Source organism: Pseudomonas corrugata (assembly GCF_050920615.1).
Lineage (GTDB): Bacteria > Pseudomonadota > Gammaproteobacteria > Pseudomonadales > Pseudomonadaceae > Aquipseudomonas > Aquipseudomonas corrugata.
Map to the genome: position 1 here is coordinate 474531 of NZ_CP130434.1, position 24765 is coordinate 499295.

Genomic DNA, 24765 nt, shown 5'->3' on the forward strand with positions numbered 1-24765 from the left:
TTACGCCTCCCCGTTACCCGGCGGTGTGGGGCGGGAGTCTGCCATGAGCCTGCATGAAACTTTCGGTCAGCCGTTGCTGACCTTTCCCGATGCGGAAAAAAGCCCCCTGAGCATCCGCGCCAAGGCGCTGGTGTTCGTTGACCCTCGTTCGCGCCGGTTGCGTCACGCACTGGAGCAACTGGCGCCCCGTTCAATACCGGTGCTGATTCGTGGCGAAACCGGCACGGGCAAGGAACTGCTCGCCCGGCACATTCACCGTGAAAGCGATCGTGGCGGGTTGTTCGTCTCGGTCAATTGCGGCGCCATCAGCCCGACTTACGCCGACGCCGAATTGTTCGGCTATGCGGTCGGCAGTTACAGCAGTTCGGCCAGCAGCCGGGCCGGCTGGTTCGGCTCGGCCAATGGCGGCACGCTGTACCTGGATGAAATCGGTGATCTGCCGTTGCCGATCCAGGTCAAATTGCTGGCGGCCCTGGAAAATCACGAAGTCACCCGCGTCGGCGCTCACCAGCCGAGCCCCGTGGACGTGCGGCTGGTGGCGGCCACCAGTATTGATCTGGCACAAGCAGTAGACGCCGGGAAATTTCATGAACGGCTTTTCCACTACCTCAGCGAAGGGCGTCTCGAACTGCCGGCCCTGCGTGATCGGGTGGGCGATATCCTGCCTCTGGCCGAGTACTTCCTGGGTATCTATACCCAGCGCCTCGGCCTGACCATGCCGCTGATCAGCGAGGCGGCTCACCAGGCGCTTGAGCGGCATAGCTGGCCTGGCAATACCCGCGAGCTCGAGAACGTCATTCATTTCGCGTTACTGGTGAGCGTGGGAGGAGAGATTTTGCCGGAGCATTTGAACCTGCCGTTCCCGCCGTTGGTGCTCGACGCCATCGAGCAGGCAGCAAATCTCCTTGCAAACGGGACGCCTGCTGAGCGCTTGGCACTCAAGGCATTGCTTACCCGTCTGGACCGGCTCTTTTAGAGTCTGTGGCATGAGCGCCCGGTCTATATGAGTAAAATGAATATGAACTTGAACAAAAGATATTGTTCAGGAATAAAAAGTATCGGTATCGTCCGCTTCACGCGAGCGATAGCAATTCGCTGGCACCTCACCCTTTGAGCGTCGTCCATGACGACCGTGATTTTTCGATAAGGACACTGCATGAAAAAGGTTCTGTTGTTCACCGCATTGGCGGCAGCGCTGGCTTCGGGTCTGGCCCAGGCTGCGGAGAAACTGGTGGTGGCGGCTACTCCGGTGCCCCACGCTGAAATCCTTGAGCTGATCAAGCCAGCCCTGGCCAAGGAAGGCGTGGACCTGCAAATCAAGGTGTTCACCGACTACGTCCAACCCAACGTACAGGTCGATCAGAAGCGTCTGGACGCCAACTACTTCCAGACCCTGCCGTACCTCAAGAGCTTCAATGAGGGCAAGGGCACGAACCTGGTCACTGTGATTGGTGTGCACGTCGAGCCATTTGGCGGCTACTCGAAGAAAGTCAAAAGCCTGGCCGAGTTGAAAGACGGCGCGACCATCGCCATTCCCAACGAAGGCAGCAACAGCGGTCGCGCCCTGATCCTGCTGCAGAAGGCTGGCCTGATCGAGCTCAAGGACCCGAAGAACGCCCTGGCAACACCCAAGGACATCGCCAAGAACCCGCATAACTTCAAGTTCAAGGAACTGGAGTCGGCCATGCTGCCGCGGGTGCTGGATCAGGTCGACCTGGACATGATCAACACCAACTATGCTTTGGAAGCGGGTCTCAATCCGGCCAAGGATGCGCTGGTGATCGAGGGTTCGGATTCGCCTTACGTCAACTTCCTGGTGGCTCGTCCAGACAACAAGGACAGCGTCGCCATGCAGAAACTGGCCAAGGCCCTGACCAGTCCGGAAGTGAAGGCATTCATCGAGAAGAAATACAGCGGCGCGGTATTGCCGGCGTTCTGATCGAATCCACCATTTAAAAAACTATGTGGCGAGGGAGCAAGCTCCCTCGCCACAATGGATTGCGGGTCTATGCCGCCCTGTTCTTCAGCGCCCGGCGCAGGGCCACGAGCAGTTTGACCATGTCTTGCGGGTCGAGTTGTTGCGGGGCTTTCACGTCGGCCATGTCAATCCTCCTTGTGCGTGTCGCCAGAGGTCCTGGCTTTGAGCTGCGGTTCCTTGGCGGTGTCCCGTCCTGCAGCGATAGAAAAATAGACCTACCGCAAGGCTTCTGCAAATACCACGGATCAATCCGGCCAGTTCCACGCCGGCGCATCCAGCATCCCCTGGCCGACGATTCCTGTCTGGCCCAAATCCTTTTCCAGCACGATGCAGTTGCAATCGCCATCCTGCTGCAGGGTAGTGATCAAGCGCCGGGCGTGAGAAACCACCCAGACCTGACAGTGCTCTGAAGCCCGAATGATCAAACGCGCCAGGGCCGGCAACAGGTCTGGGTGCAGACTGGTTTCCGGTTCGTTGAGCACCATGAGCGAAGGTGGTCGCGGGGTGAGCAGTGCGGCGATCAGCAGCAGGTAACGCAGGGTCCCGTCTGACAGTTCGGCGGCGGACAATGGGCGCAGCAGGCCATGCTGGTGAAACTCGATGCCGAAGCGTCCGCCTTGCAGTTTATCGATATGCAGCCTGGCGCCTGGGAACGCATCGCTGATGGACGCCTGCAGGGCCTGATCGTCTCCGATCTCAAGAATGGTTTGCAGAGCGGCTGCCAAGTCACGTCCGTCGTGGTGCAGCACTGGTGTACGAGTGCCCAGTTGCGGTTGACGCGCCGGGGCGTCGGCGTCGCTGCGAAAATGGTCATAGAAGCGCCAGCGACGAATGAACTCGCGCATCTGCAGCACCTCCGGCGAGGCGCGCAGGCTGCCAACCTGGTCGAACAGGCTGTCGAAGGTCGGTACAGGTTGGACTTGCCACTGCCATTGGGGCCGGTGATCAGGTTCAGCCGCCCCAGGGGGACCACCAATTTATTGATGGATCGGTAATTGGCCACCGCGAGGGTTTTGAGCATGAGCGATTTCCTGCTGCCTGGTTAGCGTCTGTGCATCCGTGGAACCCTGTTCTAAGCTCACAGTCGTATCGTCACTGGCACATTCGTGCAATGCAAGGAGTCTGCATGGCTGGTCCCCGAAACAAACTGTTTGTTTGCCTGGGCTTGTGTGCGTTGTTGGTGGGATGCGGTGACGAAAAAATCGGTGAAAAAGCCCTGCCACGGGTTTTCGTTCAGCAAGCCGTGCCAACCGAGTACGCAGCCTCGGTAACCTTGACCGGGGATATCCAGGCTCGGGTTCAGACTGATCTGTCGTTTCGTGTAGGCGGCAAAATCATCGAACGCAAAGTCGATGTCGGTGACCGTGTCTCGGCCCGGCAAGTGCTGGCCCGGCTCGACCCTCGGGATTTGCAGACCAACGCTGATTCCGCCGAGGCCCAGGTGGCCGCCGAACAGGCGCGGGTCAAGCAAAGCGCGGCAGCCTTCGTGCGCCAGCAAAAACTTTTGCCCAAGGGCTACACCAGCCAGAGTGAATACGACGCGGCCCAGGCGCAATTGCGCAGTAGCCAGAGCGCACTGACGGCCGCCCAGGCCCAGTTGGCCAATGCGCGGGAACAACTGAGCTACACCGCGCTGATTGCCGAGGCGCCAGGCATAGTCACGGCGCGCCAGGCCGAGGTTGGCCAGGTAGTACAGGCCACGGAGCCGATCTTCAGCCTGGCCCGGGACGGCGAGCGTGACGCGGTGTTCAACATCTACGAATCCCTGCTGAGGGAATCTCCCCCGGATCCGGCCATTGTCATCAGCCTGCTGGATAACCCGGCCATCCAGACTACCGGCAAGGTGCGCGAGATCACCCCGGCGGTGTCCGCCGAGACCGGCACCGTAAGGGTCAAGGTTAGCCTCAACGAATTGCCCGAAGGCATGCACCTGGGGTCGGTGGTCAGCGCCACCGCCAAGTCCGCCGGCAAGACAGCTGTGGAGTTGCCCTGGTCGGCACTGACCAAGGACCTCCGCGAGCCCGCCGTATGGGTGTTAGATGGCGAAGGTCGGGCGCAGTTGCGCACCGTCACCGTCGGCCGGTATCTGACCGGAAAAGTCATCATCAGCGATGGGCTCAAGGGTGGCGAGACAGTTGTCACCGCCGGTGGGCAATTGCTGCATCCCGGCGTGCGCGTCGAGATCGCTGAAAACACCCATGATGAATCTCCGGCAGGAGCTCAGCCATGAAGCGCTTGGGGATGGTCCTGGTGAGCCTGGTCCTGGTTGCCTGCTCGAAGGAAGATGCGCCGCCTGAGCCGGTACGTCCGGTGTTGTCCATCGAAGTCCAGGCGCTCGACCAGCAGCCGCTCGGACGCTTCGCCGGAAATATCCAGGCGCGTTACGAGACCAGTGTGGGTTTCCGGGTACCTGGGCGAATTGCCAGCCGTCATGTCGATGTCGGTGCCGAAGTGAAAAAAGGTGACTTGCTGGCGACCCTCGACCCCACCGATCAACAGAACCGCTTGCGTTCTGCTCAGGGCGACCTTGCGCGGATCGAGGCGCAGTACATCAATGCCCAGGCCAATGCCCGTCGCCAGCAGCAGTTGTTCGATCGGGGTGTCGGTGCCCAGGCGCAGCTGGATGTCGCTCAGACCGACCTGAAAACCACTGGTGCCGCCCTCGAACAGGCCCGGGCTGCGGTGGAACAGGCCCGTGACCAGCTCAACTACAGCGAGCTGCGTACCGACCACGATGCCGTTGTCACCGCGTGGACTGCAGAAGCCGGGCAGGTGGTAACCGCCGGCCAACAAGTGGTGACCCTGGCCCGTCCGGACATCAAGGAGGCGGTGATCGACCTGCCGGCCGGGCTGGTCGAGCGCTTGCCCGAAGACGTGGTGTTCGAAGTCGCGGCGCAACTGGACCCGAGTATCCGCACCACTGCCATCGTGCGCGAGATCGAGCCCCAGGCCGAGAGCGCCACCCGCACCCGTCGTGCGCGCCTGACCTTGACCGACGCCCCTCCCGGCCTGCGTCTGGGGACGGCCATCAGCGTGACAGTGAGCTCGGCCATCGAGCCGCGCATCGAGTTGCCGCTCAGTGTGTTGCAGGAGGTCGATGGCAAGGCGCGGATCTGGCTCGTCGACCCGCAGAGCCAGACCGTTTTCCCCCGTGAGGTGAACATTCTCGAACGCTCGGCCGACACGGTGCTGGTGGCCAACGGCATCAAGCCCGGCGACCGCGTGGTCAGCGCCGGCGTCAACAGCCTCCAGCCAGGACAGAAAGTGAAACTCGACGAGGACGCACGATGAAAGGGCCTTTCAACCTGTCCGAATGGGCTCTGCGGCATCAGTCGTTTGTCTGGTACCTGATGTTCGTTGCGTTGTTGATGGGCGTGTTTTCCTACGTGAACCTGGGCCGCGAAGAAGATCCGTCGTTCACCATCAAGACCATGATCATCCAGACCCGCTGGCCGGGTGCGACCCAGGAGGAAACTCTCAAGCAGGTCACCGATCGCATCGAGAAAAAACTCGAAGAGCTCGACTCCCTCGACTACGTCAAAAGCTACACCCGGCCTGGCGAGTCGACGGTATTCGTTTACTTGCTCGACACCACCAGCGCCAAGGATATTCCCCAGATCTGGTATCAGGTGCGCAAGAAGATCAACGACATCCGCGGCGACTTCCCCGAAGGGTTGCAGGGGCCAGGTTTCAACGATGAGTTCGGAGACGTGTACGGTTCTGTGTATGCCTTTACCGGCGACGGCCTGTCGATGCGCCAGTTGCGCGACTACGTGGAGCAAGTGCGGGCCGAAATCCGTGACGTGCCTGGTCTGGGCAAGGTGGAAATGCTCGGCGAGCAGAATGAAGTGCTGTACCTGAACTTCTCCACCCGCAAGCTCGCTGCTTTGGGTATCGACCAGCGCCAGGTGGTACAGAGCCTGCAATCGCAGAACGCGGTGACGCCTGCCGGGGTGATTGACGCCGGGCCGGAGCGGATTTCCGTGCGCACGTCCGGGCAGTTCCAGTCGGAAAAGGACCTGGCGAACGTCAACCTGCGACTCAATGATCGGTTCTATCGATTGGCTGACATTGCTGACATCAGTCGTGGTTACGTCGATCCGGCTACGCCGCTGTTCCGTTTCAATGGAACGCCGGCCATCGGCCTGGCCATTGCCATGAAAAAGGGCGGCAACATTCAGGAGTTCGGCAGGGCGCTGCACGCCCGCATGAACGAACTGACTGCCGACCTGCCGGTAGGCATCGGCGTGCATACGGTTTCGGACCAGGCCGAGGTGGTTCAGGAGGCGGTCGGCGGCTTTACCAGCGCCTTGTTCGAGGCGGTGGTGATCGTGCTCGTGGTCAGCTTCATCAGTCTCGGCATACGTGCGGGGCTGGTGGTGGCCTGCTCGATTCCCCTGGTGCTGGCGATGGTCTTTGTGTTCATGGAATACAGCGGCATCACCATGCAGCGGATCTCCCTCGGCGCGTTGATCATCGCCCTCGGCCTGCTGGTGGATGACGCGATGATCACCGTGGAAATGATGGTCACGCGCCTGGAAAAAGGTGAGACCAAGGAGCAGGCCGCGACCTTCGCCTACACCTCGACTGCATTTCCTATGCTCACCGGCACCCTGGTCACCGTCGCCGGTTTCGTGCCCATCGGCCTGAACGCCAGTTCCGCCGGCGAATATACCTTTACCCTGTTCGCGGTGATTGCCGTGGCGATGCTGGTGTCCTGGATCGTCGCGGTGCTGTTCGCCCCGGTGATCGGCGTGCATATCCTCAGCACCAACGTGAAACCCCACGACACCGAGCCGGGGAGGATCGGTCGGGCGTTCAATGGCGGCCTGCTGTGGGCGATGCGCAATCGTTGGTGGGCTATCGGCATCACCGTGCTGCTGTTTGTGCTGGCGGTGTTCTGCATGCGCTTCGTGCAGAACCAGTTCTTCCCGTCTTCGGACCGGCCCGAGATCCTGGTGGACCTAAACCTGCCGCAGAACGCCTCGATGGATGAGACCCGCAAGGCCGTCGACCGTCTGGAAGCGACACTCAAAGGCGACCCGGACATCGAGCGTTGGAGCACCTACATTGGCGAAGGCGCAATTCGTTTCTATCTGCCGCTGGACCAGCAACTGCAGAACCCCTATTACGCGCAATTGGTGATCGTCAGCAAGGGCCTGGAATCGCGCGCGGCCCTCACCGAGCGCCTGCAAAAACGTCTGCGCGAGGACTTCGTCGGTATTGGCAGCTACGTGCAGCCGCTGGAAATGGGGCCGCCGGTAGGGCGGCCGATCCAGTACCGGGTCAGCGGCAAGGATATCGACCAAGTGCGCAAGCATGCTATCGAACTGGCCACTGAGCTGGACAAGAACGAGCACATCGGCGAAATCATTTATGACTGGAACGAGCCGGGCAAGGTCCTGCGCATCGACATCGCCCAGGACAAGGCGCGGCAACTGGGGTTGTCTTCCGATGATGTGGCCAAGCTGATGAACAGCATCGTCAGCGGATCGCCGGTCACCCAGGTCGACGATGATATCTACCTGATCAACGTGGTCGGGCGTGCCGTGGACAGCGAACGTGGCTCGCCGGAAACCTTGCAGAACCTGCAGATTGTCACGCCGGGCGGCACGTCGATTCCGTTGCTGGCGTTCGCCACGGTGCGCTATGAACTGGAGCAGCCGCTGGTGTGGCGGCGTGACCGCAAGCCCACGATCACCATCAAGGCTGCCGTGCGCGATCAAATTCAACCCACCGATCTGGTGAAGCAGCTGCAACCGGACATCGACAAGTTCGCCGCTGGCCTGCCCGTGGGGTACAAGGTCGCTACCGGGGGCACGGTAGAGGAGAGCGGCAAGGCCCAGGGACCGATTGCCAGTGTGGTGCCGCTGATGCTGTTCCTGATGGCGACGTTCCTGATGATCCAGTTGCACAGCGTGCAGAAGCTGTTCCTGGTAGCCAGCGTCGCGCCCCTCGGATTGATTGGCGTGGTTCTGGCGCTGGTCCCGACCGGCACGCCCATGGGCTTCGTGGCGATCTTGGGGATTCTTGCGCTGATTGGCATCATCATCCGCAACTCGGTGATTCTGGTCACCCAGATCGATGAGTATGAACGTGACGGGTATGAACCTTGGGATGCGGTGGTGCAAGCCACCCAACACCGGCGACGACCGATCCTGCTCACGGCGGCTGCGGCGAGCCTGGGGATGATCCCGATTGCCCGGGAAGTGTTCTGGGGACCGATGGCCTACGCGATGATCGGCGGGATCATCATCGCCACGCTGCTGACCCTGCTGTTTCTGCCGGCGTTGTATGTGGCCTGGTACAAGATTCGCGAGCCGCAACGCGATTGATGGTTTCTGTGGCGAGGCGCCAAAACCTGTGGGAGCAGCGCTTGCTCGCGATTACGGTAAGCCAGTCGACATGAATCCTGGCTGGTCTGCCGCTATCGCGAGCAAGCGTTGCTCCCACAGGTTTTTGGTCTCGCCACAATGGTTGTGTGTTGCGCGCAGCTACACCTTCATTTACGCAACAACCGCAACCCATTGAACACCACCAGCAAACTTACCCCCATGTCGGCAAACACTGCCATCCACATGGTGGCGAACCCGGCGAAGGTCACGCCGAGGAAGATCGCCTTGATCACCAGCGCCAGGGCGATGTTCTGTTTCAGGATGCTCGAGGTTTGCCGCGAGAGGCGGATGAAGGCCGGAATCTTGCGCAGATCATCGTCCATCAAGGCCACATCGGCCGTCTCGATGGCCGTATCGGTACCAGCCGCCGCCATGGCGAAGCCGATTTCCGCTCGGGCCAGGGCGGGGGCGTCGTTGATGCCATCGCCGACCATGCCAACCCGGTGACCTTGGGCGTACAGCGCTTCGATGGCCTGCAGCTTGTCCTCCGGCAGCAGGTCACCTCGCGCCTGATCCATGCCGACCTGGCCGGCAATCGCTTCGGCGGTATGGGCGTTGTCGCCGGTGAGCATCAAGGTCTTGATGCCCAGTTCATGCAGTTGCCGGATGGCTTCGCGGCTGGAGTCCTTCACGGTGTCAGCCACGGCGAACAGCGCCAGGGGACCTGAGCCGTCGAGCAGCAGCACGACGGACTTGCCTTGTTTTTCCAGGGCGAAAAGTTTCTCTTCCAGTTCCGGGGAACACTGGCCCAGGTCCTCCACCAGGCGATGATTACCCAGATGGTAGGTCTGGCCATTGATATCACCTCGAACCCCACGACCGGGGAGGGCTTCGAAGTTATCCACAGGCTGCGGCGCCGATTGTTTATCCACCGCGGCAATGGCCCGGGACACGGGGTGGTCGGAGCGGGCTGCGAGACTGGCGGCCAAGGTCGGGGCGATGGTCTCCATGGTCGTGTCCAGCACCACGTAGTCGGTCTGTGCCGGTTTGCCGTGGGTGATCGTGCCGGTCTTGTCCAAGGTCAGGTAGTCGAGCTTGTAGCCACCCTCCAGGTATACGCCGCCCTTGACCAGGATGCCTTTGCGCGCTGCCGCGGCAAGACCGCTGACGATGGTCACCGGCGTGGAAATCACCAGCGCACAGGGGCAGGCCACCACCAGGAGCACCAGGGCCCGGTAGATCCAGTCGAACCACTCCGCGCCCATGAACAATGGCGCAATGACAGCCACCGCCAGCGCCAGGGCAAACACCGCCGGGGTATAGACTCTCGAGAATCGGTCGACGAAGCGCTGGGTCGGCGCACGGGAGCCCTGGGCCTGCTCCACGGCGTGGATGATCCGTGCCAGGGTGGAGTGGTCGGCCGCCGCGGTCACGCTGTACTCCAACTCGCCGGCCTGGTTGATGGTGCCGGCGAACACTTTATCGCCCACGGTTTTTTCCACCGGCAGGCTTTCACCGGTGATCGGCGCCTGGTCGATGGTCGAACGACCGGCCACTACCTCACCGTCCAGTCCGACGCGCTCGCCGGGGCGAACCCGAACCCGCGCGCCGAGGGCGATGGCCTTGACTTCCTGTACCTGCCAGGTGCCATCGGGCTGTTGCACCGTGGCCTGTTCCGGGGCCATCTGCATCAGACCGCTGATGGCATTGCGCGCCCGGTCGAGGGATTTGGCTTCGATCAGCTCGGCCACGGTGAACAGAAACATTACCATGGCCGCTTCCGGCCACTGCCCGATCAAAACCGCGCCGGTCACGGCGATGCTCATCAACGCATTGATGTTCAGGTTGAGGTTCTTCAGGGCGATCCAACCCTTCTTGTAGGTGCCCAGGCCGCCACTGAGGATCGACACCAGTGCTACCACGGCGACCACCCAGCCAGGCGCGGCATTGGTGAAATGGATCAGTTCGGCGCCCAAGGCAGTGACGCCGGACAACGCCAGCGGCCACCACGGTTTGGCCGGGGCCGGCAGGTCGCTGGTTTGTTGCTCCTGACCCGGGGTCAGCGGCTCGGCCTGCATGCCGAGGGACTGGATCGCATGGATGATCGGCCCATCGTCGGGCAGGTCGTGGGTCACGCCCAATACGCGATTGATCAAGTTGAATTCCAGCTGCTGCACGCCTTCGAGCTTGCCGAGCTTGTTCTGGATCAGCGTCTGCTCGGTGGGGCAGTCCATCGCTTCGATGCGAAAACTGCTCAGCCGAGCACCGTCCGTCGGCGCTTTACCGAGATTGACCACAGAAGGCGCGGCTTTCGAAGCGCAGCAGGAATGCCCGTGGCCATGGTCGTGGGCGGGCTTATGGATGTGGAGAGAGTCGCTCATCGGGTTACGTCCATGAGAAGTGCTTGTTGCACAGTAAAGACCCTGTAGCCACTATAGGGTCAAGCACCTGTTCTGGAGGCAATGCCATGAAGATCGGCGAACTGGCGAAAATCACCGACTGCCAGGTCGAAACCATCCGTTACTACGAACGCGAAGGCCTGCTGCCGGAGCCGGCTCGCAGCGATGGCAACTACCGCGTCTACACCCAGGCCCACGCCGAGCGGCTGACGTTCATTCGCAACTGCCGCACTCTGGACATGACCCTGGAAGAAATCCGCAGCTTGCTGGCACTGCGTGACAGTCCCCAGGATCAGTGCGAGAGCGTCAACGCGCTGGTCGACGAACATATTCTCCACGTCAAGACTCGCATTGATGGCCTGCTGGCCTTGCAGGCACAACTGATCGACCTGCGCCATCGCTGCGACAAAGGGCCGGATCCGGACCAGTGCGGGATCTTGCAGCGCCTGGAAGTGAGCGGAGCGGTGGCGCCGGAGGTAGAGCATTCACATGTGGGGCGCAGTCACGGGCATTGAGCCCTTGCCGCCAATCCGAATACACAGAGGCCTATGGGCTGGGCCTGTGGGAGCAAAGCTTGCTCGCGATGAAAACACCTCGATCCGTCAGTAGATCGCGCATCGTTCGTCGCGAGCAAGCTTTGCTCCCACAGACTCGCACACAGGGATAGTGGTGTGCTTTAGACCGCCATCGGTGCGGTCATCGGCGCATGGTGCTGGTAGCCTTCAAGGGAGAAGTCGCTCGGCTCCACCTGTTCCAGCCACTCGGGCTGGTACACGCCCGTCTTGGCAAACTCCGGTACCCGCTCGCAAATCACCAGCCTCGGCATCGGGAACGGCTCGCGGGTGAGTTGTTCCTTGAGCATGTCCAGGTGGTTTTCGTAGACGTGGGCGTCACCGATGAAATAGGTGAACCAGCGCGGCGTGTAGCCGGTCAGGCGGCCGATCAGGCTCAGCAGGGCGGCGCCTTCGGTGAGATTGAACGGCGTGCCCAGTCCCAGGTCGTTGGAGCGGATGTAGAGGGTCAGGGAAATTTCCTTCGTCTCGACATTCGGGTGGAACTGATAGAGCAGATGGCACGGCGGCAGGGCCATTTCATCGAGCTGGGCGCAGTTCCAGCCGTGGAACAGGATGCGGCGGCTGCCCGGGTCCTTGATGATGGTGTCGACGCACTGGCGAACCTGGTCGATGGCCTTGTACAGCACCACATAGGCCTGGCCGTTTTCTTCGCCTTCGGCAATCTGCCGGTAGCCCTGGGCCAGGGTCTGCTCGATGGCCGCCGGATTGCTTACGGGGATCTGCTTGTAGGCCGGCCACTTGCGCCACTGCACGCCGTAGATCTCGCCCAGGTCGTCCTCTCCCTGGCGGAACGGGTTGGCCAGCCACTGGGTGTTTTCGTTGGCGTTCTGGTCCCAGACCTTGCAGCCCAAGGCGCGGAATTCGGCGGCGTTGTTGACCCCGCGGAGGAATCCGCACATCTCGCCGATAGCCGATTTGAACGCCATCTTGCGGGTGGTGATGGCCGGGAAACCATCCTTCAGGTCATAGCGCAGCATGGCACCAGGAAAACTGATGGTGTTGACGCCCGTGCGGTTGGCTTGCTTGGTGCCGTTCTCGATGACATGGGCCACCAGATCGAGATATTGCTTCATGGATTACCTGTGTCCTTGAGCCCGAGGCCAGCGCCTCGGGTTTCGAATTTTAAGCCTTGGCCGCCGCAGCCGGCGCACGATGATAAGCCAGCCAGATCAGCACCAGACCACCGACGATCATCGGCAGGCACAGCAGTTGACCCATGGTCAGCCAGTTCCATGCCAGATAGCCCAGCTGGGCGTCCGGTACGCGGACGAACTCAACGATGAAGCGGAAGATGCCGTAAAAAAGCGCGAACATCCCGGACACTGCCATCGTGGGCCGCGGCTTGCGTGAGAACAGCCAGAGAATTAAGAATAGTGCCACGCCTTCGAGGGCAAACTGATAGAGCTGCGACGGATGGCGCGGCAACTGCGCCGGATCGCTGAACGGCGGGAAGATCATCGCCCACGGCACGTCGGTCGGCTTGCCCCACAATTCGGCGTTGATGAAGTTGCCGATGCGTCCGGCGCCCAGGCCGATCGGGACCATCGGCGCGATGAAGTCCATCAGCTCGAAGAACGACTTGTTGTTGCGCTTGCCAAACCACACCGCCGCCAGCATTACACCGATGAAGCCTCCGTGGAACGACATGCCGCCCTTCCAGACCTCGAAGATCAGCGTCGGGTTCGCCAGGTAGGCGCTCAGGTCATAGAACAGCACATAGCCCAGGCGTCCGCCGACGATCACCCCCATGGATAGCCAGAACACCAGGTCGGAGAGTTTTTCCTTGTTCCAGGTCGGATCGAAACGGTTGAGCCGTCGCGACGCCAGCAGCCAGGCACCGCCGATGCCGACCAGGTACATCAGGCCGTACCAGTGGATTTTCAGCGGACCGATGGCCAGGGCCACCGGATCGATCTGCGGGTAAGGCAGCATTGATATTCCTCGTAAACGTCAAAAATATGCGGGTGACCCTGTCACCTCGGGATTAAGCCAGGATTGCGTCAGAGCAGAAAACTCAGCCCCACGCAGAACAGCAAAGCCGCGAACAGCCGCTTGAGCAAGCGTGGCGACAGGCGATGGGCCAGTCTTGCGCCGACACGGGCGAATACCATGCTCGTCAGGGCGATGCCCAGCAGCGCCGGCAAATACACAAAACCGAGACTATGGGCCGGTAACAGCGGATCGTGCCAGCCCAGAATCATGAAACTTAATGCACTGACCAGTGCTATCGGCAAGCCGCAGGCCGACGAGGTGGCCACCGCCTGCTGCATGGGCACGCTGCGCCAGGTCAGGAATGGCACGGTCAGCGAACCGCCGCCGATGCCGAAAATCGCCGAGGCCCAGCCGACGATTGTACCGGCCAGGGTCAACCCGGCCTTGCCAGGTACGGTGCGGCTGGCCTTGGGTCTGAAATCCAGGGCCAGTTGCGCGGCGACGATCATGGCGAACACACCGATGATCTTTTGCAGGTGGGGCCCGGAAATCGCTTCGGCGGTGACAGCGCCGAAACCGGCACCGATCAGGATCCCGACGGTCATCCAGGCGAAAATTGGCCAGCGTACCGCGCCTTTGCGCTGGTGCTCGCGCACGGCATTGACCGAGGTGAAGATGATTGATGCCAGGGACGTACCAACGGCCAGGTGCGTCAATACCTGCGGGTCGAATCCCTGCAGGGTGAAGCTGAACACCAGCACCGGGACAATGATCATCCCGCCACCCACGCCGAACAACCCGGCCAGCACCCCGGCGCAGGCACCGAGCAGCAGATAGATCACGAATTCCACCAGCGTCCCCCGCCCATCCCCGAAACAAGAGCGGCATGGTAACGGATCGATGGCCTTGTGCTCCACTGAAGGCGATGGATGCGCGGGCGATGTGTCGGTTAGAGTGGAACGTCAATCCGATGCAAAACCCTGTGGCGAGGGGATTTATCCCCGCTGGGGCGCGAAGCGGCCCTAAAAATTGGACACCTCGGTGTGCCAGATAAATTGCTTTGGGGCTGCTTCGCAGCCAGCGGGGCGGTGCGACGTTTCGCTGAATCCCCTCGCCACAGGAACTGTGCTGGGTCTTGTTAATGGGGACTACCTGATGTGCCTGATCGTATTTGCCTGGCGACCTGGTCACGCCCAACCGCTGATCGTGGCGGCCAATCGTGACGAGTTCTACGCGCGCCCGACCCTGCCCCTGGCCCAATGGCCTGACGCTCCCCATGTCTACGCTGGTCGCGACCTGGAGGCCGGTGGCACCTGGCTCGGGATCGGCGCCGACAGTCGCTTTGCGGCCCTGACGAATATCCGTGATCCAGACCAGTTGCCGGCGTTCAAGTCTCGTGGCGAGCTGGTGGCTCGGTTCCTGACCGGGAATCTGTCGATCGCCGACTACCTGAGCGAAATCGTGCCCCGTGCCGGCGAGTATGGCGGGTTCAACCTGCTGCTCGGCGACGGCAGCGAGCTGTGGCACTACAACGCCCGCGATGCCCGGCCACAGCGCTTGGCCGAAGGCGTCTACGGGTTGTCGAACGCCGGGCTGAACACGCCTTGGCCCAAGTTGCTCAAGGCCCGGGCGGCATTGGTTGAGGTGCTCGCCACTGCGCAGCCTCCGAGTCTGCTGGCGCTACTGAATGATCCGCTACCGGCGCCCTTGGCGGAACTGCCGGACACCGGAGTGGGGGTGGCGACCGAGACGCTGCTGTCGAGTGTGTTCATTGCCAGCCCGGCGTATGGGACGCGGGCGAGTACGGCGTTGATTGTCCAGGCCGATGGGGCGCGGCACATGGTCGAACGCAGCTTCGGGCCCCATGGGGGGCATTTGGGGGAGGTCGAGGTCAGGGTTTAGTGTTGTGGTGACTGCGCTGGCCTCATCGAGAGCAGGCTCGCTCCCACACTGAGTCTCCAGCGAACACGGAGTTTGTGTCCGACCGAGAACCACTGTGGGAGCGAGCCTGCTCGCGATGGCGGTCCAACGGTTAGAGTGTCTTGTTCGACGCAGGATTGATCATCCGCGCCAATCCAAGGTTCTTCAGCGCCAGTTGCAACGAGCTATGGATGACCTGCGGATTATCAATGGTCATTACCTCCGCCAGCAGTTCCTGGGCTTTGCTGAGGTTGATCTGGCGCAGCATCCACTTCACTTTGGGCAGGTTGGTGGCGTTCATCGACAAGCTGTCGAAACCCATCGCCATCAACAGTACCGCCGCGGCCGGATCGCCGGCCATTTCACCGCAGATACTCACCGGCTTGCCTTCGGCATGGGCGTCACGCACCACGGTCTGCAAGGCCTGTAGCACGGCAGGGTGCAGGTAGTCGTACAGGTCGGCCACCCGTGGGTTGTTGCGGTCCACGGCCAGCAGGTACTGCGTCAGGTCGTTGGAGCCGACCGAGAGGAAGTCCACCTGCCGCGCCAGTTCCTTGGTCTGGTACACCGCTGCCGGGATCTCGATCATGACGCCAACCGGCGGCATCGGCACGTCGGTGCCTTCGTCGCGCACTTCGCCCCAGGCCCGGTGGATCAGGTGCAGGGCTTCTTCCAGCTCATGGGTGCCGGAGATCATCGGCAACAGGATGCGCAGGTTATTCAGCCCTTCGCTGGCCTTGAGCATGGCACGGGCCTGGACCAGGAAGATTTCCGGATGGTCGAGCGTCACGCGAATCCCGCGCCAGCCGAGGAAGGGGTTTTCTTCCTTGATCGGGAAGTAGGACAAGGCCTTGTCGCCGCCAATGTCCAGGCTGCGCATGGTCACCGGCTGCGGATGGAACGCGGCCAGTTGCTCGCGGTAGATCGCCAGTTGTTCCTTTTCGCTGGGGAAGCGCTGGTTGATCATGAATGGCACTTCGGTGCGGTACAGCCCCACACCCTCGGCGCCGCGCTTCTGCGCCCGGGCCACGTCGGCCAGCAGGCCGGTGTTGACCCACAGCGGCATGCGATGGCCGTCGGGCGTCACACAGGGCAGATCCCTCAGCGCATCCAGGCCCAGGGACAGTTGTTTTTCTTCCTCCACCACATCGGCAAACTGCTTGCGAAGCACCTCGCTGGGGTTGGTGTAGACCTCGCCATGGTAGCCGTCGACGATCATCTGGATGCCGTCGACCTTGGAGTACGGCAGGTCCACCAGGCCCATCACCGTGGGAATGCCCATGGCCCGGGCGAGGATCGCGACATGGGAGTTGCCCGAACCCAATACCGAGACCAGCCCCGCCAGCTTGCCCTCGGGCACCTCGCCGAGCATGGCCGGGGTCAGCTCCTCGCTGACCAGGATGGTGTTGTCGGGGTAGACCAGGGTCTGCTGGCGCTCCTGCTGCAAGTAAGCCAGCAGGCGGCGGCCAAGGTCCTTGACGTCCGAGGCACGCTCGCGCAGGTAAGCGTCGTCCATCAGTTCGAAACGGTTGACGTGGTCGGTCACCACCTGGCGCAACGCGCCCTGGGCCCATTGGCCAGTCTTGATGACCGTGGTCACTTCGCTGCCCAGGGAGGCGTCGTCGAGCATCATCAGGTAGACGTCGAACAGCGCGCGTTCTTCGGGGCGCAGCTGCGTCGCCAGTTTGGCCGACAGGGCTCGCATGTCGGCGCGCACCCCTTCGATGGCGGTCTTGAACAGCTTCAGCTCGGCATCGATGTCGCTGATGGCCTTGTCCGGCACCACATCCAGGTCGGCGGGCGGCAACATGACCACCGCCGTGCCCACGGCCGCGCCCGGAGACCCCGGCACGCCGACGAACTTGGCTTCCTGGATGCCCTTGCCCTGGCGGCCCAAGCCGCTGATCGAGCCGGTGGCCTCGGCGTGGGCGATCACCCCGGCCAGTTGCGCGCTCATGGTCACGAGGAAGGCTTCTTCACCCTCGTCGAACTGGCGGCGCTCCTTTTGCTGTATGACCAACACGCCGACGACGCGGCGGTGGTGGATGATCGGTGCGCCGAGGAACGAGGCATAGCGCTCCTCGCCGGTTTCGGCGAAGTAGCGGTAGCGCGGGTGGTCCGCGGCGTTTTCGAGGTTCAGGGGCTCTTCGCGCGTGCCGACCAGGCCGACCAGACCTTCATTGGGTGCCATGCTGACCTTGCCGATCGAGCGCTTGTTCAAGCCCTCGGTGGCCATCAGCACGAAACGGTTGGTCTCGGGGTCCAGCAGGTAGACCGAGCAGACCTGGCTGCCCATGGCCTCTTTGACGCGCAACACAATAATCCCCAACGCCGCTTTGAGATCCTTGGCGGCGTTAACTTCCTGGACGATCTTGCGCAGCGTATTGAGCATGGCTCGGGGTCGAACTCCGTCGTCAGTCGCGCGTCAGCAGGCGCGGGGCAAGCTCTTTGAGAGCGCGTCGATACACCTCGCGCTTGAATGTCACCACCTGGCCCAGCGGATACCAATAGCTGACCCAGCGCCAGCCATCGAACTCCGGTTTACCGGTCAAATCCATCCGCACCCGCTGCTCGTTGGAGATCAGGCGCAGGAGAAACCATTTCTGCTTCTGGCCAATGCACAGCGGTTGGCTGTGCGTTCTGACCAAGCGTTGCGGCAAACGATAGCGCAACCAGCCTCGGGTGCAGGCGAGTATTTCAACATCTTCACGCTCCAGCCCCACTTCTTCGTTCAACTCGCGGTACAAAGCCTCTTCCGGCGTCTCCTGGGGGTTGATCCCGCCTTGAGGAAACTGCCAGGCGTCTTGATTGATACGGCGAGCCCATAGTACCTGCCCGGCATCATTCGTAAGAATGATCCCCACATTGGGTCGGAAACCATCGGGATCGATCACGGCAACAACCTCGCAAGCGCATGTCGCCGCATTGTTCCACAAAGGTTGTGAAAGCAGCAACGAGCCCGCCCAGGTTATGTGCACTCTTGTGAAAAGTCCGTATTCTGAACGCCTTTCTTCAGAAATTTCAGCGAGTAACTGCAATGCGGCTGGCCTTATTCGACCTGGACAACACACTGTTGGGCGGCGACAGCGATCACGCCTGGGGCGATTACCTGTGTGAGCGCGGCTTCCTGGACGCCGTCGCGTACAAGGCGCGCAACGATCAGTTCTACCAGGATTACCTGGCCGGCAAGCTCGATAATGCCGAATACCTGAACTTTTGCCTGGAAATCCTCGGTCGCACCGAAATGGAGGTGCTGGCCCAATGGCACCTGGACTACATGCGCGATTGCATCGAGCCTATCGTGTTGCCCCAAGCCATCGAACTGTTGGATAAGCACCGTGAAGCTGGCGACAAACTGGTGATCATTACCGCCACCAACCGCTTCGTCACCGCTCCGATTGCCGAGCGCCTAGGGGTCGAAACCCTGATCGCCACCGAGTGCGAGATGATCGATGGGCGCTACAGTGGACGCAGCACCGATATTCCCTGCTTCCGCGAAGGCAAGGTGGCTCGCCTGAAGCGCTGGCTGGAAGAAACCGGGTATTCCCTCGACGGCAGCTACTTCTACAGTGATTCGATGAACGACTTGCCGTTGCTGGAGGTGGTTTCGCGTCCGGTCGCCGTGGATCCGGACCCGAACCTGCGGGCTGAGGCCGAGAAACGCGGTTGGCCGGTGATCAGTCTGCGCGACTGATATCGCCATCGCGAGCAGGCTCGCTCCCACATTGGAATGCGTTTCCCCTGTGGGAGCGAGCCTGCTCGCGATGAAGCCGACTCGGTTCCAGATCCTAGACCGGCTTGGCGCCCATCAACCCGGCAATGGCGATCAAGCAGACAAAACTGAACAGCGCCAAGGCCAAGGTAAAGGTGCCATTGCCCGCCGTCGGCAGCCTGCGCCGCTTGTTCAGTCGCACCAAAAGCCAGAACCCTGCAAGCGCCGCCAAGGTATAGAGAATGCTGGAGGCCAGCAGCCAGGTCTGTCCCAACGGCCAGCCGATCTGATGAACCATCCACCAGCCCGTGAAGGGCAGGCTCGCCAGGGAAAGCCCCATCACCAGCCAGACGAACACCCGCGGGCGTTGCAATACGCGGGCAGATGCCGTGGCGTCACCGTTGCGGCGTGTTCGCCAAACCCAGATAGCCAGCCCCGCGGCGCCCACCAGCAGCAGGGCAGTAGCCAGGACGTGAGCGATCTTCAGCGCGGTCAACGTTTCCATTGTTCGATTTCCTTGAGCCGTGCCCAACAGCCTAGCTCTTTATCAACCCAGGAATAACTGGTACGCCGGGTTATCGCTTTCATCCCAGTACGGATAGCCGATCTCCTCGAGGGCGGCTGGTACCAGATGGCGCTCATCGTGGGGCACTTGCAAGCCAGCAACCACACGGCCGTCCGCCGCGCCATGGTTGCGATAATGGAACATCGAAATGTTCCAGCGTCCGCCCAGCTTGTTGAGGAAGTTGAACAGCGCGCCCGGACGTTCAGGGAATTCGAAGCGAAGCACCACCTCGTCGATGACGTGGGCCGCATGTCCGCCGACCATGTGGCGGATATGCAGCTTGGCCAATTCGTTGTCGGTCAGGTCCAGTACCGGGAAACCTTGCTCGGTCAGGCTGGCGATCAGTGCGCTGCGTGGGTCGCTCTCCGGATGCGTCTGCACGCCTACGAAGATGTGCGCCTCGCTGCCGGTGTTGTAGCGGTAGTTGAATTCGGTGATCTGGCGCTTGCCCACGGCTTCGCAGAACGCCTTGAAGCTGCCTGGTTGCTCGGGAATGGTCACCGCGATGATTGCTTCGCGACCCTCGCCTAGTTCAGCGCGCTCGGCCACGTGGCGCAGGCGGTCGAAGTTGACGTTGGCACCGGAGTCGATGGCGACCAGGGTCTGGCCACTGATGCCGCGTGACTCGACGTATTTCTTGATCCCGGCTACGCCCAGCGCGCCTGCAGGTTCGGTGATCGAGCGGGTATCGTCGTAGATATCCTTGATTGCCGCGCAGATCTCGTCGGTGCTGACGGTGATGACTTCATCGACGTGATGCTTGCAGATATCAAAGGTGTGTTGGCCGATCTGTGCCACGGCGACGCCGTCGGCAAACAGTCCGACGGTCGGCAACACCACCCGCTCGCCAGCGGCCATGGCGGCCTGCAGGCAGTTGGAGTCGTCGGGTTCGACACCGATGACCTTGATTTCGGGGCGCAGGTATTTCACGTAGGCCGCGATCCCGGCAATCAGCCCGCCACCGCCCACCGGAACGAAAATCGCGTCCAGGCGCCCCGGATGTTGACGCAGGATTTCCATCGCCACCGTGCCCTGCCCGGCAATGGTGTGGGGATCGTCGTAGGGATGGATATAGACGTAACCCTTTTCGTCGACCAGTTTCAGCGAATAGGCCAGGGCCTCGGGGAACGAGTCGCCGTGCAACACCACTTTGCCGCCACGGGAGCGCACGCCTTCAACCTTGATTTCCGGGGTGGTCTTGGGCATCACGATGGTGGCTTTCACACCCAGGACCTTGGCGGCCAGGGCCAGGCCCTGGGCATGGTTGCCCGCCGACGCTGTGACCACGCCGCGTGAACGCTCTTCATCGCTGAGCTGGGTCAGCTTGTTGTAGGCCCCGCGAATCTTGAACGAGAACACCGGCTGCAAGTCTTCGCGCTTGAGCCAGATGCTGTTGCCCAGTCGCTCGGAAAGCTGGCGAGCGTTCTGCAGCGGGGTTTCTACGGCGACGTCGTAGACGCGCGAGGTGAGGATCTTTTTGACGTACTGTTCAAGCATCGGAAAGCATCACTGGGCGGGTTGGGCAGGGTCAAGGAGTCTAACCCGGCTTTTGGCCGGGCGACCACACGAATCCCGAGGTTTTGTTGGGTTATACTCGCGTCCCTCTTCACTCCCTGCCCGTTTTCGGAGCCCGCATGACCCAGGATCAACTCAAACAGGCCGTGGCCCAGGCTGCCGTCGACCTCATCCTCCCGAAACTGGATGACAAGAGCATCGTCGGGGTCGGCACCGGCTCCACCGCCAATTGCTTCATCGACGCGCTGGCACAGCACAAGGGAGCCTTCGACGGGGCGGTTGCCAGCTCCGAAGCCACCGCCGCGCGGCTCAAGGGCCACGGGATCCCGGTGTATGAGCTCAACACCGTGAGCGACCTGGAGTTCTACATCGACGGCGCCGACGAAAGCGACGCGCACCTGAACCTGATCAAGGGCGGCGGCGCGGCCCTGACCCGCGAGAAGATCGTCGCGGCGGTGGCCAAGACCTTCATCTGCATCGCCGACGCCAGCAAACTGGTGCCGGTACTCGGCGCGTTCCCGCTGCCGGTCGAAGTCATTCCGATGGCTCGCAGCCACGTGGCCCGCCAACTGGTGAAGCTGGGCGGCGATCCGGTGTATCGCGAGGGTGTGCTGACCGATAACGGCAATATCATCCTGGATGTGCATAACCTGCAGATCACCAACCCGGCGGAGCTGGAAAGCCAGATCAACGCCATCGTCGGTGTGGTCACCAATGGTTTGTTCGCTGCCCGTCCGGCGGATGTCCTGTTGCTGGGCACTGCGGAAGGGGTGAAGACTCTGCGGGCCGAGTAAACAGGGAAAAAGCCCGGTCTTCTGCTCGAAGTCGGGCCCCTGTGGGAGCGAGCCTGCTCGCGATAGCGATTCACCCGTCACATCAGCGTTGAATGTGAAACCGCTATCGCGAGCAGGCTCGCTCCCACATGGATTTATGGCAGGCCTGGTTCAAGGCTGTTTCTTGAACACATAGAACAGGTTCGGCTCGCTCACCAGGTACAGAGTGCCGTCATCGTCCATGGCGATGCCTTCGGCCTGGGGGACATTTTTTTGCAATCCCTGGCGACCTTTGCTCAACGACAGGGTGCTCAGGGGTTTCCCGTCGATATCCAGCTCGATGATCAACCGCGACTCATCGGACAATGCCAGCAAATGGCCGCTGCGCTCATCGTATTGCAGGCTCGACAGGTCGCGCACGAACAGTCCGGCATCGCGCTTGGGGTTGTTGATGACGTGGACTGCGTAAGATTTTTCTGAGTTGTGATGGGGAAAACCCTGCACTTCATAAATCAGCATCGGGTCGCGCTCCTTCGCGACGAACAGCCGCTTGCCCACTGAATCGTAAGCCAGTCCTTCGAATCCTTTGTTCTTGCTCATGTGCACGCCGAGGGTCATCTGTTCGGCGTCGGCCGCGTCGAGAAACCGGGTGCCTTCATCCAGGTGTATCTTGATCAGCCGCTGTTGGCGCTCGTCACTGATGACGTAAATGTCTTCGCTGATGAACTCCACCGCTTCCGGGTCACCGAAGCCGATCAGCGCCACCCGGCGCAGGATTTTGCCGTCCAGTGACAGTTCGATCAGTTCGGCATTCTTGTTGGTGACGGTGAACAGGCTCTTGCGTACCGGATCGAAGGTCAGTGCCGACACGTCATCGAGACCTTCGATCACCAGGGCCTCTTTCGTAATCCGGTACTGATCCAGGGCGATGGCCTGCTCATTTGCGGGTTGCCAGAGGGTATTGAGGTTGAACCAGGCCCGTTCGAACAGGCGCAGGTACTGACCCGCCGTGATCAGGGCGATCAGGGCGATTGCCAGCAACATCAGGATCAAGGGCTTGGGACGGGCAAGTCGACGCATGGGGTGGGCTCGGTAAGAACAGGTGGCTGGAAATATCACAGCGGCCTGAACTGAAGCTTAATGGCTGTGTGCCACACCCTACGGCGAAGGAGAAATTACCTTACAGAGTTGCGCTGTCAGCGTTGTTTTTCGAAACGATAGAACAGGTTCGGCTCGCTGACCATGTACATGTTACCGGCTTCGTCCACGGTGACGCCTTCGGCGCGGGGGATGGTGTTCTTCAGCCCGTTGAAGCCGCCCAGCAACGTCATGAAACTGACTTGCTGGCCTTTTTTATCAAGCTCCAGCAGCAGATGTGAATCGGCCGAAAGCACCAGCATATGACCGGTTCGAGGATCTATCGCCAGGGCCGAGAGGTTGCGCATATCCAGTTCATTGCTGGTATGGATCTGCTTGTCACCCTTGAGCAGCAGGCTGCCATCGCTTTTCCAGGTGAACAACGCTGGCGGGCGTTCCTCGCCCAGCACCAGTTGCTGGTTGCGTGGATCCCAGACGACCGCTTCGAACCCCTTGTTCTGGTTCTTTGAAGGGCCAAGGTCGTAGTCAGGGAAATCGCTCTTGTTCAACTCCCGCGTATCGGTGTCGACGTGAACGATCGACAGTGTGTGGCTTCGCTCATCGGTAATGGCCAGTAGTCCGTTCTCCATGAAAGAGACCCCTTCAGGATTACTCCAGCCCACCAAAGGCATCTTGCGCAGCACGTCGCCCTGCAAGGTCAGCTCCACCAGGAACGGATTCTTGCCCATCACGGCAAACAGGGTCTTGGTCTGTGGGTTGTAGGTCACATCGGACGCTTCATCCTTCTCCATGCCAGGGAGCGGCTTGGCGTCGATCACGGCTGTGTAATCCGGCAGCCAGACGCTTTCCTGGCGTAGAGCCGGGCTTTGAAAGTGCTCCTTCACCCATAGCAGGCCCCGGTCATCCCAATGCATCGCAAACGCCAATCCATAAGCGGCAGCCAGCGCCAGCAGCGACCAGGCATACCGGGGCAGGGCAAAGCGGGAGCGGCGGGCAGGTTTGGCGTGGGGCAGTACTTGGGTCTTGGCCATCGGTGATTGCGTTCCAGGAATTCGGGCTGGGGAATGGCTGGCTCAGATGCCGCATTCTTCGGAATTATCCGGATAGCATGTGAAAAAAACGGTAAATCGTGGGGTGGATGCCTTAAAACCCTTGTGGGAGCGAGCCTGCTCGCGATAGTGGTGTGTCAGGCAACATCAATGTTGCAGGCAGACCGCGATCGCGAGCAGGCTCGCTCCCACAGAAAGGAGATGACGCAGCTGTCAGCAAACGCTGCTTTCGAAACGGCTCGCGCCCGGCAGTTCCAGCACCAGCTCATCACCCACATTCAACGGGCCGACGCCCGCCGGGGTGCCAGTGAGGATCACGTCGCCGGCCTGCAGCGAGAAGCAGCCGGCCATGTATTGGATCATCGGCACGATGGGGTTGAGCATCAGACTGCTGTTGCCATCCTGGCGCACTTCACCGTTGATGGTGAGGCGCACGGGAATGTCTGTCAGGTCGGCAAAGGTGGCGTTCGATACGAATGGCCCAATCACCGCGGCGCCGTCGAATGACTTGGCAACTTCCCACGGCAGGCCCTTGGCCTTGAGTTCGGCCTGTTTGTCCCGAAGAGTCAGGTCCAGGGCCGGAGCAAAGCCGGAGATGGCGTCGAGGACTTCTTCGACGCTTGGCCGGGTCGACAGCGGCTTGCCGATCAGCACGGCAATTTCCGCTTCGTAATGCACCGAACCCCGGTCCACTGGAATGCTGAAGCTGCCTTCCAGCGGCACCACGCAACTGCCGGGTTTGATGAACAGCAAGGGTTCGGTGGGCACCGGGTTATCCAGTTCCTTTGCATGTTCGGCGTAATTACGGCCAATGCACACCACCTTCCCGACCGGAAAGTGGATGCGGGTACCGTCGACATACTGGTGCTGATAGCTCATTACCGACTCCTGTTTTCTGAAACTTATCAGGTGCT

20 protein-coding genes and 1 pseudogene are annotated in these 24765 nt (G+C 61.3%); 9 read left to right on the forward strand and 12 right to left on the reverse strand.

Translation table 11 applies throughout. The features are described 5' to 3' along the window. Positions 1-43 precede the first annotated feature (43 nt). Together QZH45_RS02035 and QZH45_RS02040 are read left to right on the forward strand one after the other, a co-directional pair. A complete protein-coding gene (locus QZH45_RS02035) occupies positions 44-976 on the forward strand; it encodes a sigma 54-interacting transcriptional regulator (protein WP_053193073.1) in 933 nt (310 codons plus the stop codon). Positions 977-1156: 180 nt separating this feature from the next. Beyond that, complete coding sequence (locus QZH45_RS02040) at positions 1157-1939, forward strand: MetQ/NlpA family ABC transporter substrate-binding protein (protein ID WP_024777944.1); 783 nt, start codon at positions 1157-1159, stop codon at positions 1937-1939. Between the two features lie 284 nt (positions 1940-2223). On the opposite strand, the pseudogene QZH45_RS02045 reads toward QZH45_RS02040, so the two are convergent. Next, positions 2224-2999: pseudogene (locus tag QZH45_RS02045) on the reverse strand (AAA family ATPase). A 105-nt stretch (positions 3000-3104) separates the two neighbouring features. Between QZH45_RS02045 and QZH45_RS02050 the strand changes: the two are divergent. From QZH45_RS02050 to QZH45_RS02060, 3 genes are read left to right on the forward strand one after another with little or no spacing between them, the layout of a single operon-like run. Further along, positions 3105-4208, forward strand: a complete 1104-nt coding sequence (locus QZH45_RS02050; RefSeq protein WP_055135939.1) for an efflux RND transporter periplasmic adaptor subunit — start codon at positions 3105-3107, stop codon at positions 4206-4208. Next, positions 4205-5269, forward strand: coding sequence for an efflux RND transporter periplasmic adaptor subunit (locus QZH45_RS02055; protein WP_024777947.1), 1065 nt, complete (start codon positions 4205-4207; stop codon positions 5267-5269). The genes QZH45_RS02050 and QZH45_RS02055 overlap by 4 nt, the downstream gene beginning before the upstream one ends. Beyond that, entirely contained in the window at positions 5266-8313 is a 3048-nt protein-coding gene (locus QZH45_RS02060) for an efflux RND transporter permease subunit (RefSeq protein WP_053193080.1), read from the forward strand. The genes QZH45_RS02055 and QZH45_RS02060 overlap by 4 nt, the downstream gene beginning before the upstream one ends. 167 nt (positions 8314-8480) lie before the next feature. Here the strand turns inward: QZH45_RS02060 and QZH45_RS02065 are convergent, their stop codons facing one another. After that, positions 8481-10694, reverse strand: coding sequence for a heavy metal translocating P-type ATPase (locus QZH45_RS02065; RefSeq protein ID WP_024777949.1), 2214 nt, complete (start codon positions 10692-10694; stop codon positions 8481-8483). Between the two features lie 86 nt (positions 10695-10780). On the opposite strand from QZH45_RS02065, the gene cadR reads away from it, so the two are divergent. Continuing rightward, a complete protein-coding gene (cadR, locus tag QZH45_RS02070; protein WP_024777950.1) occupies positions 10781-11227 on the forward strand; it encodes a Cd(II)/Pb(II)-responsive transcriptional regulator in 447 nt (148 codons plus the stop codon). Between the two features lie 161 nt (positions 11228-11388). Here the strand turns inward: cadR and QZH45_RS02075 are convergent, their stop codons facing one another. The 3 genes from QZH45_RS02075 to QZH45_RS02085 all read right to left on the reverse strand — a co-directional run bounded on the left by QZH45_RS02075 (position 11389) and on the right by QZH45_RS02085 (position 14070). Next, positions 11389-12360: a thymidylate synthase gene (locus QZH45_RS02075; protein ID WP_055135719.1), complete on the reverse strand. Its 972-nt coding sequence runs from the start codon at positions 12358-12360 to the stop codon at positions 11389-11391. Between the two features lie 49 nt (positions 12361-12409). After that, entirely contained in the window at positions 12410-13219 is an 810-nt protein-coding gene (lgt, locus tag QZH45_RS02080) for a prolipoprotein diacylglyceryl transferase (protein WP_024777952.1), read from the reverse strand. Between the two features lie 68 nt (positions 13220-13287). After that, on the reverse strand, positions 13288-14070 hold the full coding sequence (locus tag QZH45_RS02085; RefSeq protein ID WP_024777953.1) for a sulfite exporter TauE/SafE family protein: 783 nt from the start codon (positions 14068-14070) through the stop codon (positions 13288-13290). A 304-nt stretch (positions 14071-14374) separates the two neighbouring features. Here QZH45_RS02085 and QZH45_RS02090 point away from each other — a divergent pair, with 304 nt between their 5' ends. After that, positions 14375-15121 carry an NRDE family protein gene (locus tag QZH45_RS02090; protein ID WP_053193088.1) on the forward strand — a complete coding sequence of 249 codons (747 nt, stop codon included), beginning with the start codon at positions 14375-14377 and terminating at the stop codon, positions 15119-15121. 130 nt (positions 15122-15251) lie between these two features. Here QZH45_RS02090 and ptsP read toward each other — a convergent pair whose 3' ends face one another. Both ptsP and QZH45_RS02100 read right to left on the reverse strand, forming a co-directional pair. Continuing rightward, entirely contained in the window at positions 15252-17531 is a 2280-nt protein-coding gene (gene ptsP, locus QZH45_RS02095; protein ID WP_024777955.1) for a phosphoenolpyruvate--protein phosphotransferase, read from the reverse strand. 22 nt (positions 17532-17553) lie between these two features. Further along, positions 17554-18033: an RNA pyrophosphohydrolase gene (locus tag QZH45_RS02100; RefSeq protein ID WP_003186867.1), complete on the reverse strand. Its 480-nt coding sequence runs from the start codon at positions 18031-18033 to the stop codon at positions 17554-17556. A 143-nt stretch (positions 18034-18176) separates the two neighbouring features. On the opposite strand from QZH45_RS02100, the gene QZH45_RS02105 reads away from it, so the two are divergent. Further along, positions 18177-18833 (forward strand): HAD family hydrolase, encoded by a 657-nt coding sequence (locus tag QZH45_RS02105; protein ID WP_055135721.1) that lies wholly within the window; start codon positions 18177-18179, stop codon positions 18831-18833. Between the two features lie 94 nt (positions 18834-18927). On the opposite strand, the gene QZH45_RS02110 is transcribed toward QZH45_RS02105, so the two are convergent. Both QZH45_RS02110 and ilvA read right to left on the reverse strand, forming a co-directional pair. Continuing rightward, entirely contained in the window at positions 18928-19356 is a 429-nt protein-coding gene (locus QZH45_RS02110) for a DUF2269 domain-containing protein (protein ID WP_055135722.1), read from the reverse strand. A 42-nt stretch (positions 19357-19398) separates the two neighbouring features. Beyond that, the gene (gene ilvA, locus QZH45_RS02115) at positions 19399-20913 is read right to left on the reverse strand and encodes a threonine ammonia-lyase, biosynthetic (RefSeq protein ID WP_053193093.1); all 1515 of its coding nucleotides are present in this window, start codon (positions 20911-20913) and stop codon (positions 19399-19401) included. A gap of 137 nt (positions 20914-21050) precedes the next feature. Between ilvA and rpiA the strand changes: the two genes are divergently transcribed. Next, on the forward strand, positions 21051-21725 hold the full coding sequence (gene rpiA, locus QZH45_RS02120) for a ribose-5-phosphate isomerase RpiA (protein ID WP_053193096.1): 675 nt from the start codon (positions 21051-21053) through the stop codon (positions 21723-21725). A 150-nt stretch (positions 21726-21875) separates the two neighbouring features. Here rpiA and QZH45_RS02125 read toward each other — a convergent pair whose 3' ends face one another. The 3 genes from QZH45_RS02125 to QZH45_RS02135 form a co-directional block, all read right to left on the reverse strand. Continuing rightward, positions 21876-22784: an SdiA-regulated domain-containing protein gene (locus QZH45_RS02125; protein ID WP_024777960.1), complete on the reverse strand. Its 909-nt coding sequence runs from the start codon at positions 22782-22784 to the stop codon at positions 21876-21878. 116 nt (positions 22785-22900) lie between these two features. Then, positions 22901-23833, reverse strand: coding sequence for an SdiA-regulated domain-containing protein (locus QZH45_RS02130; protein WP_024777961.1), 933 nt, complete (start codon positions 23831-23833; stop codon positions 22901-22903). Between the two features lie 231 nt (positions 23834-24064). Then, entirely contained in the window at positions 24065-24730 is a 666-nt protein-coding gene (locus QZH45_RS02135; RefSeq protein ID WP_024777962.1) for a fumarylacetoacetate hydrolase family protein, read from the reverse strand. Positions 24731-24765: the final 35 nt, after the last annotated feature.

Coding starts and splice junctions, on each gene's coding strand:
- QZH45_RS02125 (WP_024777960.1), bottom strand. CDS start 22,784: ATGCGTCGACTTGCCCGTCCCAAGCCCTTGATCCTGATGTTGCTGGCA.
- ptsP (WP_024777955.1), bottom strand. CDS start 17,531: ATGCTCAATACGCTGCGCAAGATCGTCCAGGAAGTTAACGCCGCCAAG.
- QZH45_RS02050 (WP_055135939.1), top strand. CDS start 3,105: ATGGCTGGTCCCCGAAACAAACTGTTTGTTTGCCTGGGCTTGTGTGCG.
- cadR (WP_024777950.1), top strand. CDS start 10,781: ATGAAGATCGGCGAACTGGCGAAAATCACCGACTGCCAGGTCGAAACC.
- QZH45_RS02040 (WP_024777944.1), top strand. CDS start 1,157: ATGAAAAAGGTTCTGTTGTTCACCGCATTGGCGGCAGCGCTGGCTTCG.
- QZH45_RS02055 (WP_024777947.1), top strand. CDS start 4,205: ATGAAGCGCTTGGGGATGGTCCTGGTGAGCCTGGTCCTGGTTGCCTGC.
- QZH45_RS02090 (WP_053193088.1), top strand. CDS start 14,375: ATGTGCCTGATCGTATTTGCCTGGCGACCTGGTCACGCCCAACCGCTG.
- QZH45_RS02135 (WP_024777962.1), bottom strand. CDS start 24,730: ATGAGCTATCAGCACCAGTATGTCGACGGTACCCGCATCCACTTTCCG.
- QZH45_RS02075 (WP_055135719.1), bottom strand. CDS start 12,360: ATGAAGCAATATCTCGATCTGGTGGCCCATGTCATCGAGAACGGCACC.
- QZH45_RS02035 (WP_053193073.1), top strand. CDS start 44: ATGAGCCTGCATGAAACTTTCGGTCAGCCGTTGCTGACCTTTCCCGAT.
- QZH45_RS02130 (WP_024777961.1), bottom strand. CDS start 23,833: ATGGCCAAGACCCAAGTACTGCCCCACGCCAAACCTGCCCGCCGCTCC.
- QZH45_RS02110 (WP_055135722.1), bottom strand. CDS start 19,356: ATGGAAACGTTGACCGCGCTGAAGATCGCTCACGTCCTGGCTACTGCC.
- QZH45_RS02105 (WP_055135721.1), top strand. CDS start 18,177: ATGCGGCTGGCCTTATTCGACCTGGACAACACACTGTTGGGCGGCGAC.
- lgt (WP_024777952.1), bottom strand. CDS start 13,219: ATGCTGCCTTACCCGCAGATCGATCCGGTGGCCCTGGCCATCGGTCCG.
- QZH45_RS02060 (WP_053193080.1), top strand. CDS start 5,266: ATGAAAGGGCCTTTCAACCTGTCCGAATGGGCTCTGCGGCATCAGTCG.
- rpiA (WP_053193096.1), top strand. CDS start 21,051: ATGACCCAGGATCAACTCAAACAGGCCGTGGCCCAGGCTGCCGTCGAC.
- QZH45_RS02065 (WP_024777949.1), bottom strand. CDS start 10,694: ATGAGCGACTCTCTCCACATCCATAAGCCCGCCCACGACCATGGCCAC.
- ilvA (WP_053193093.1), bottom strand. CDS start 20,913: ATGCTTGAACAGTACGTCAAAAAGATCCTCACCTCGCGCGTCTACGAC.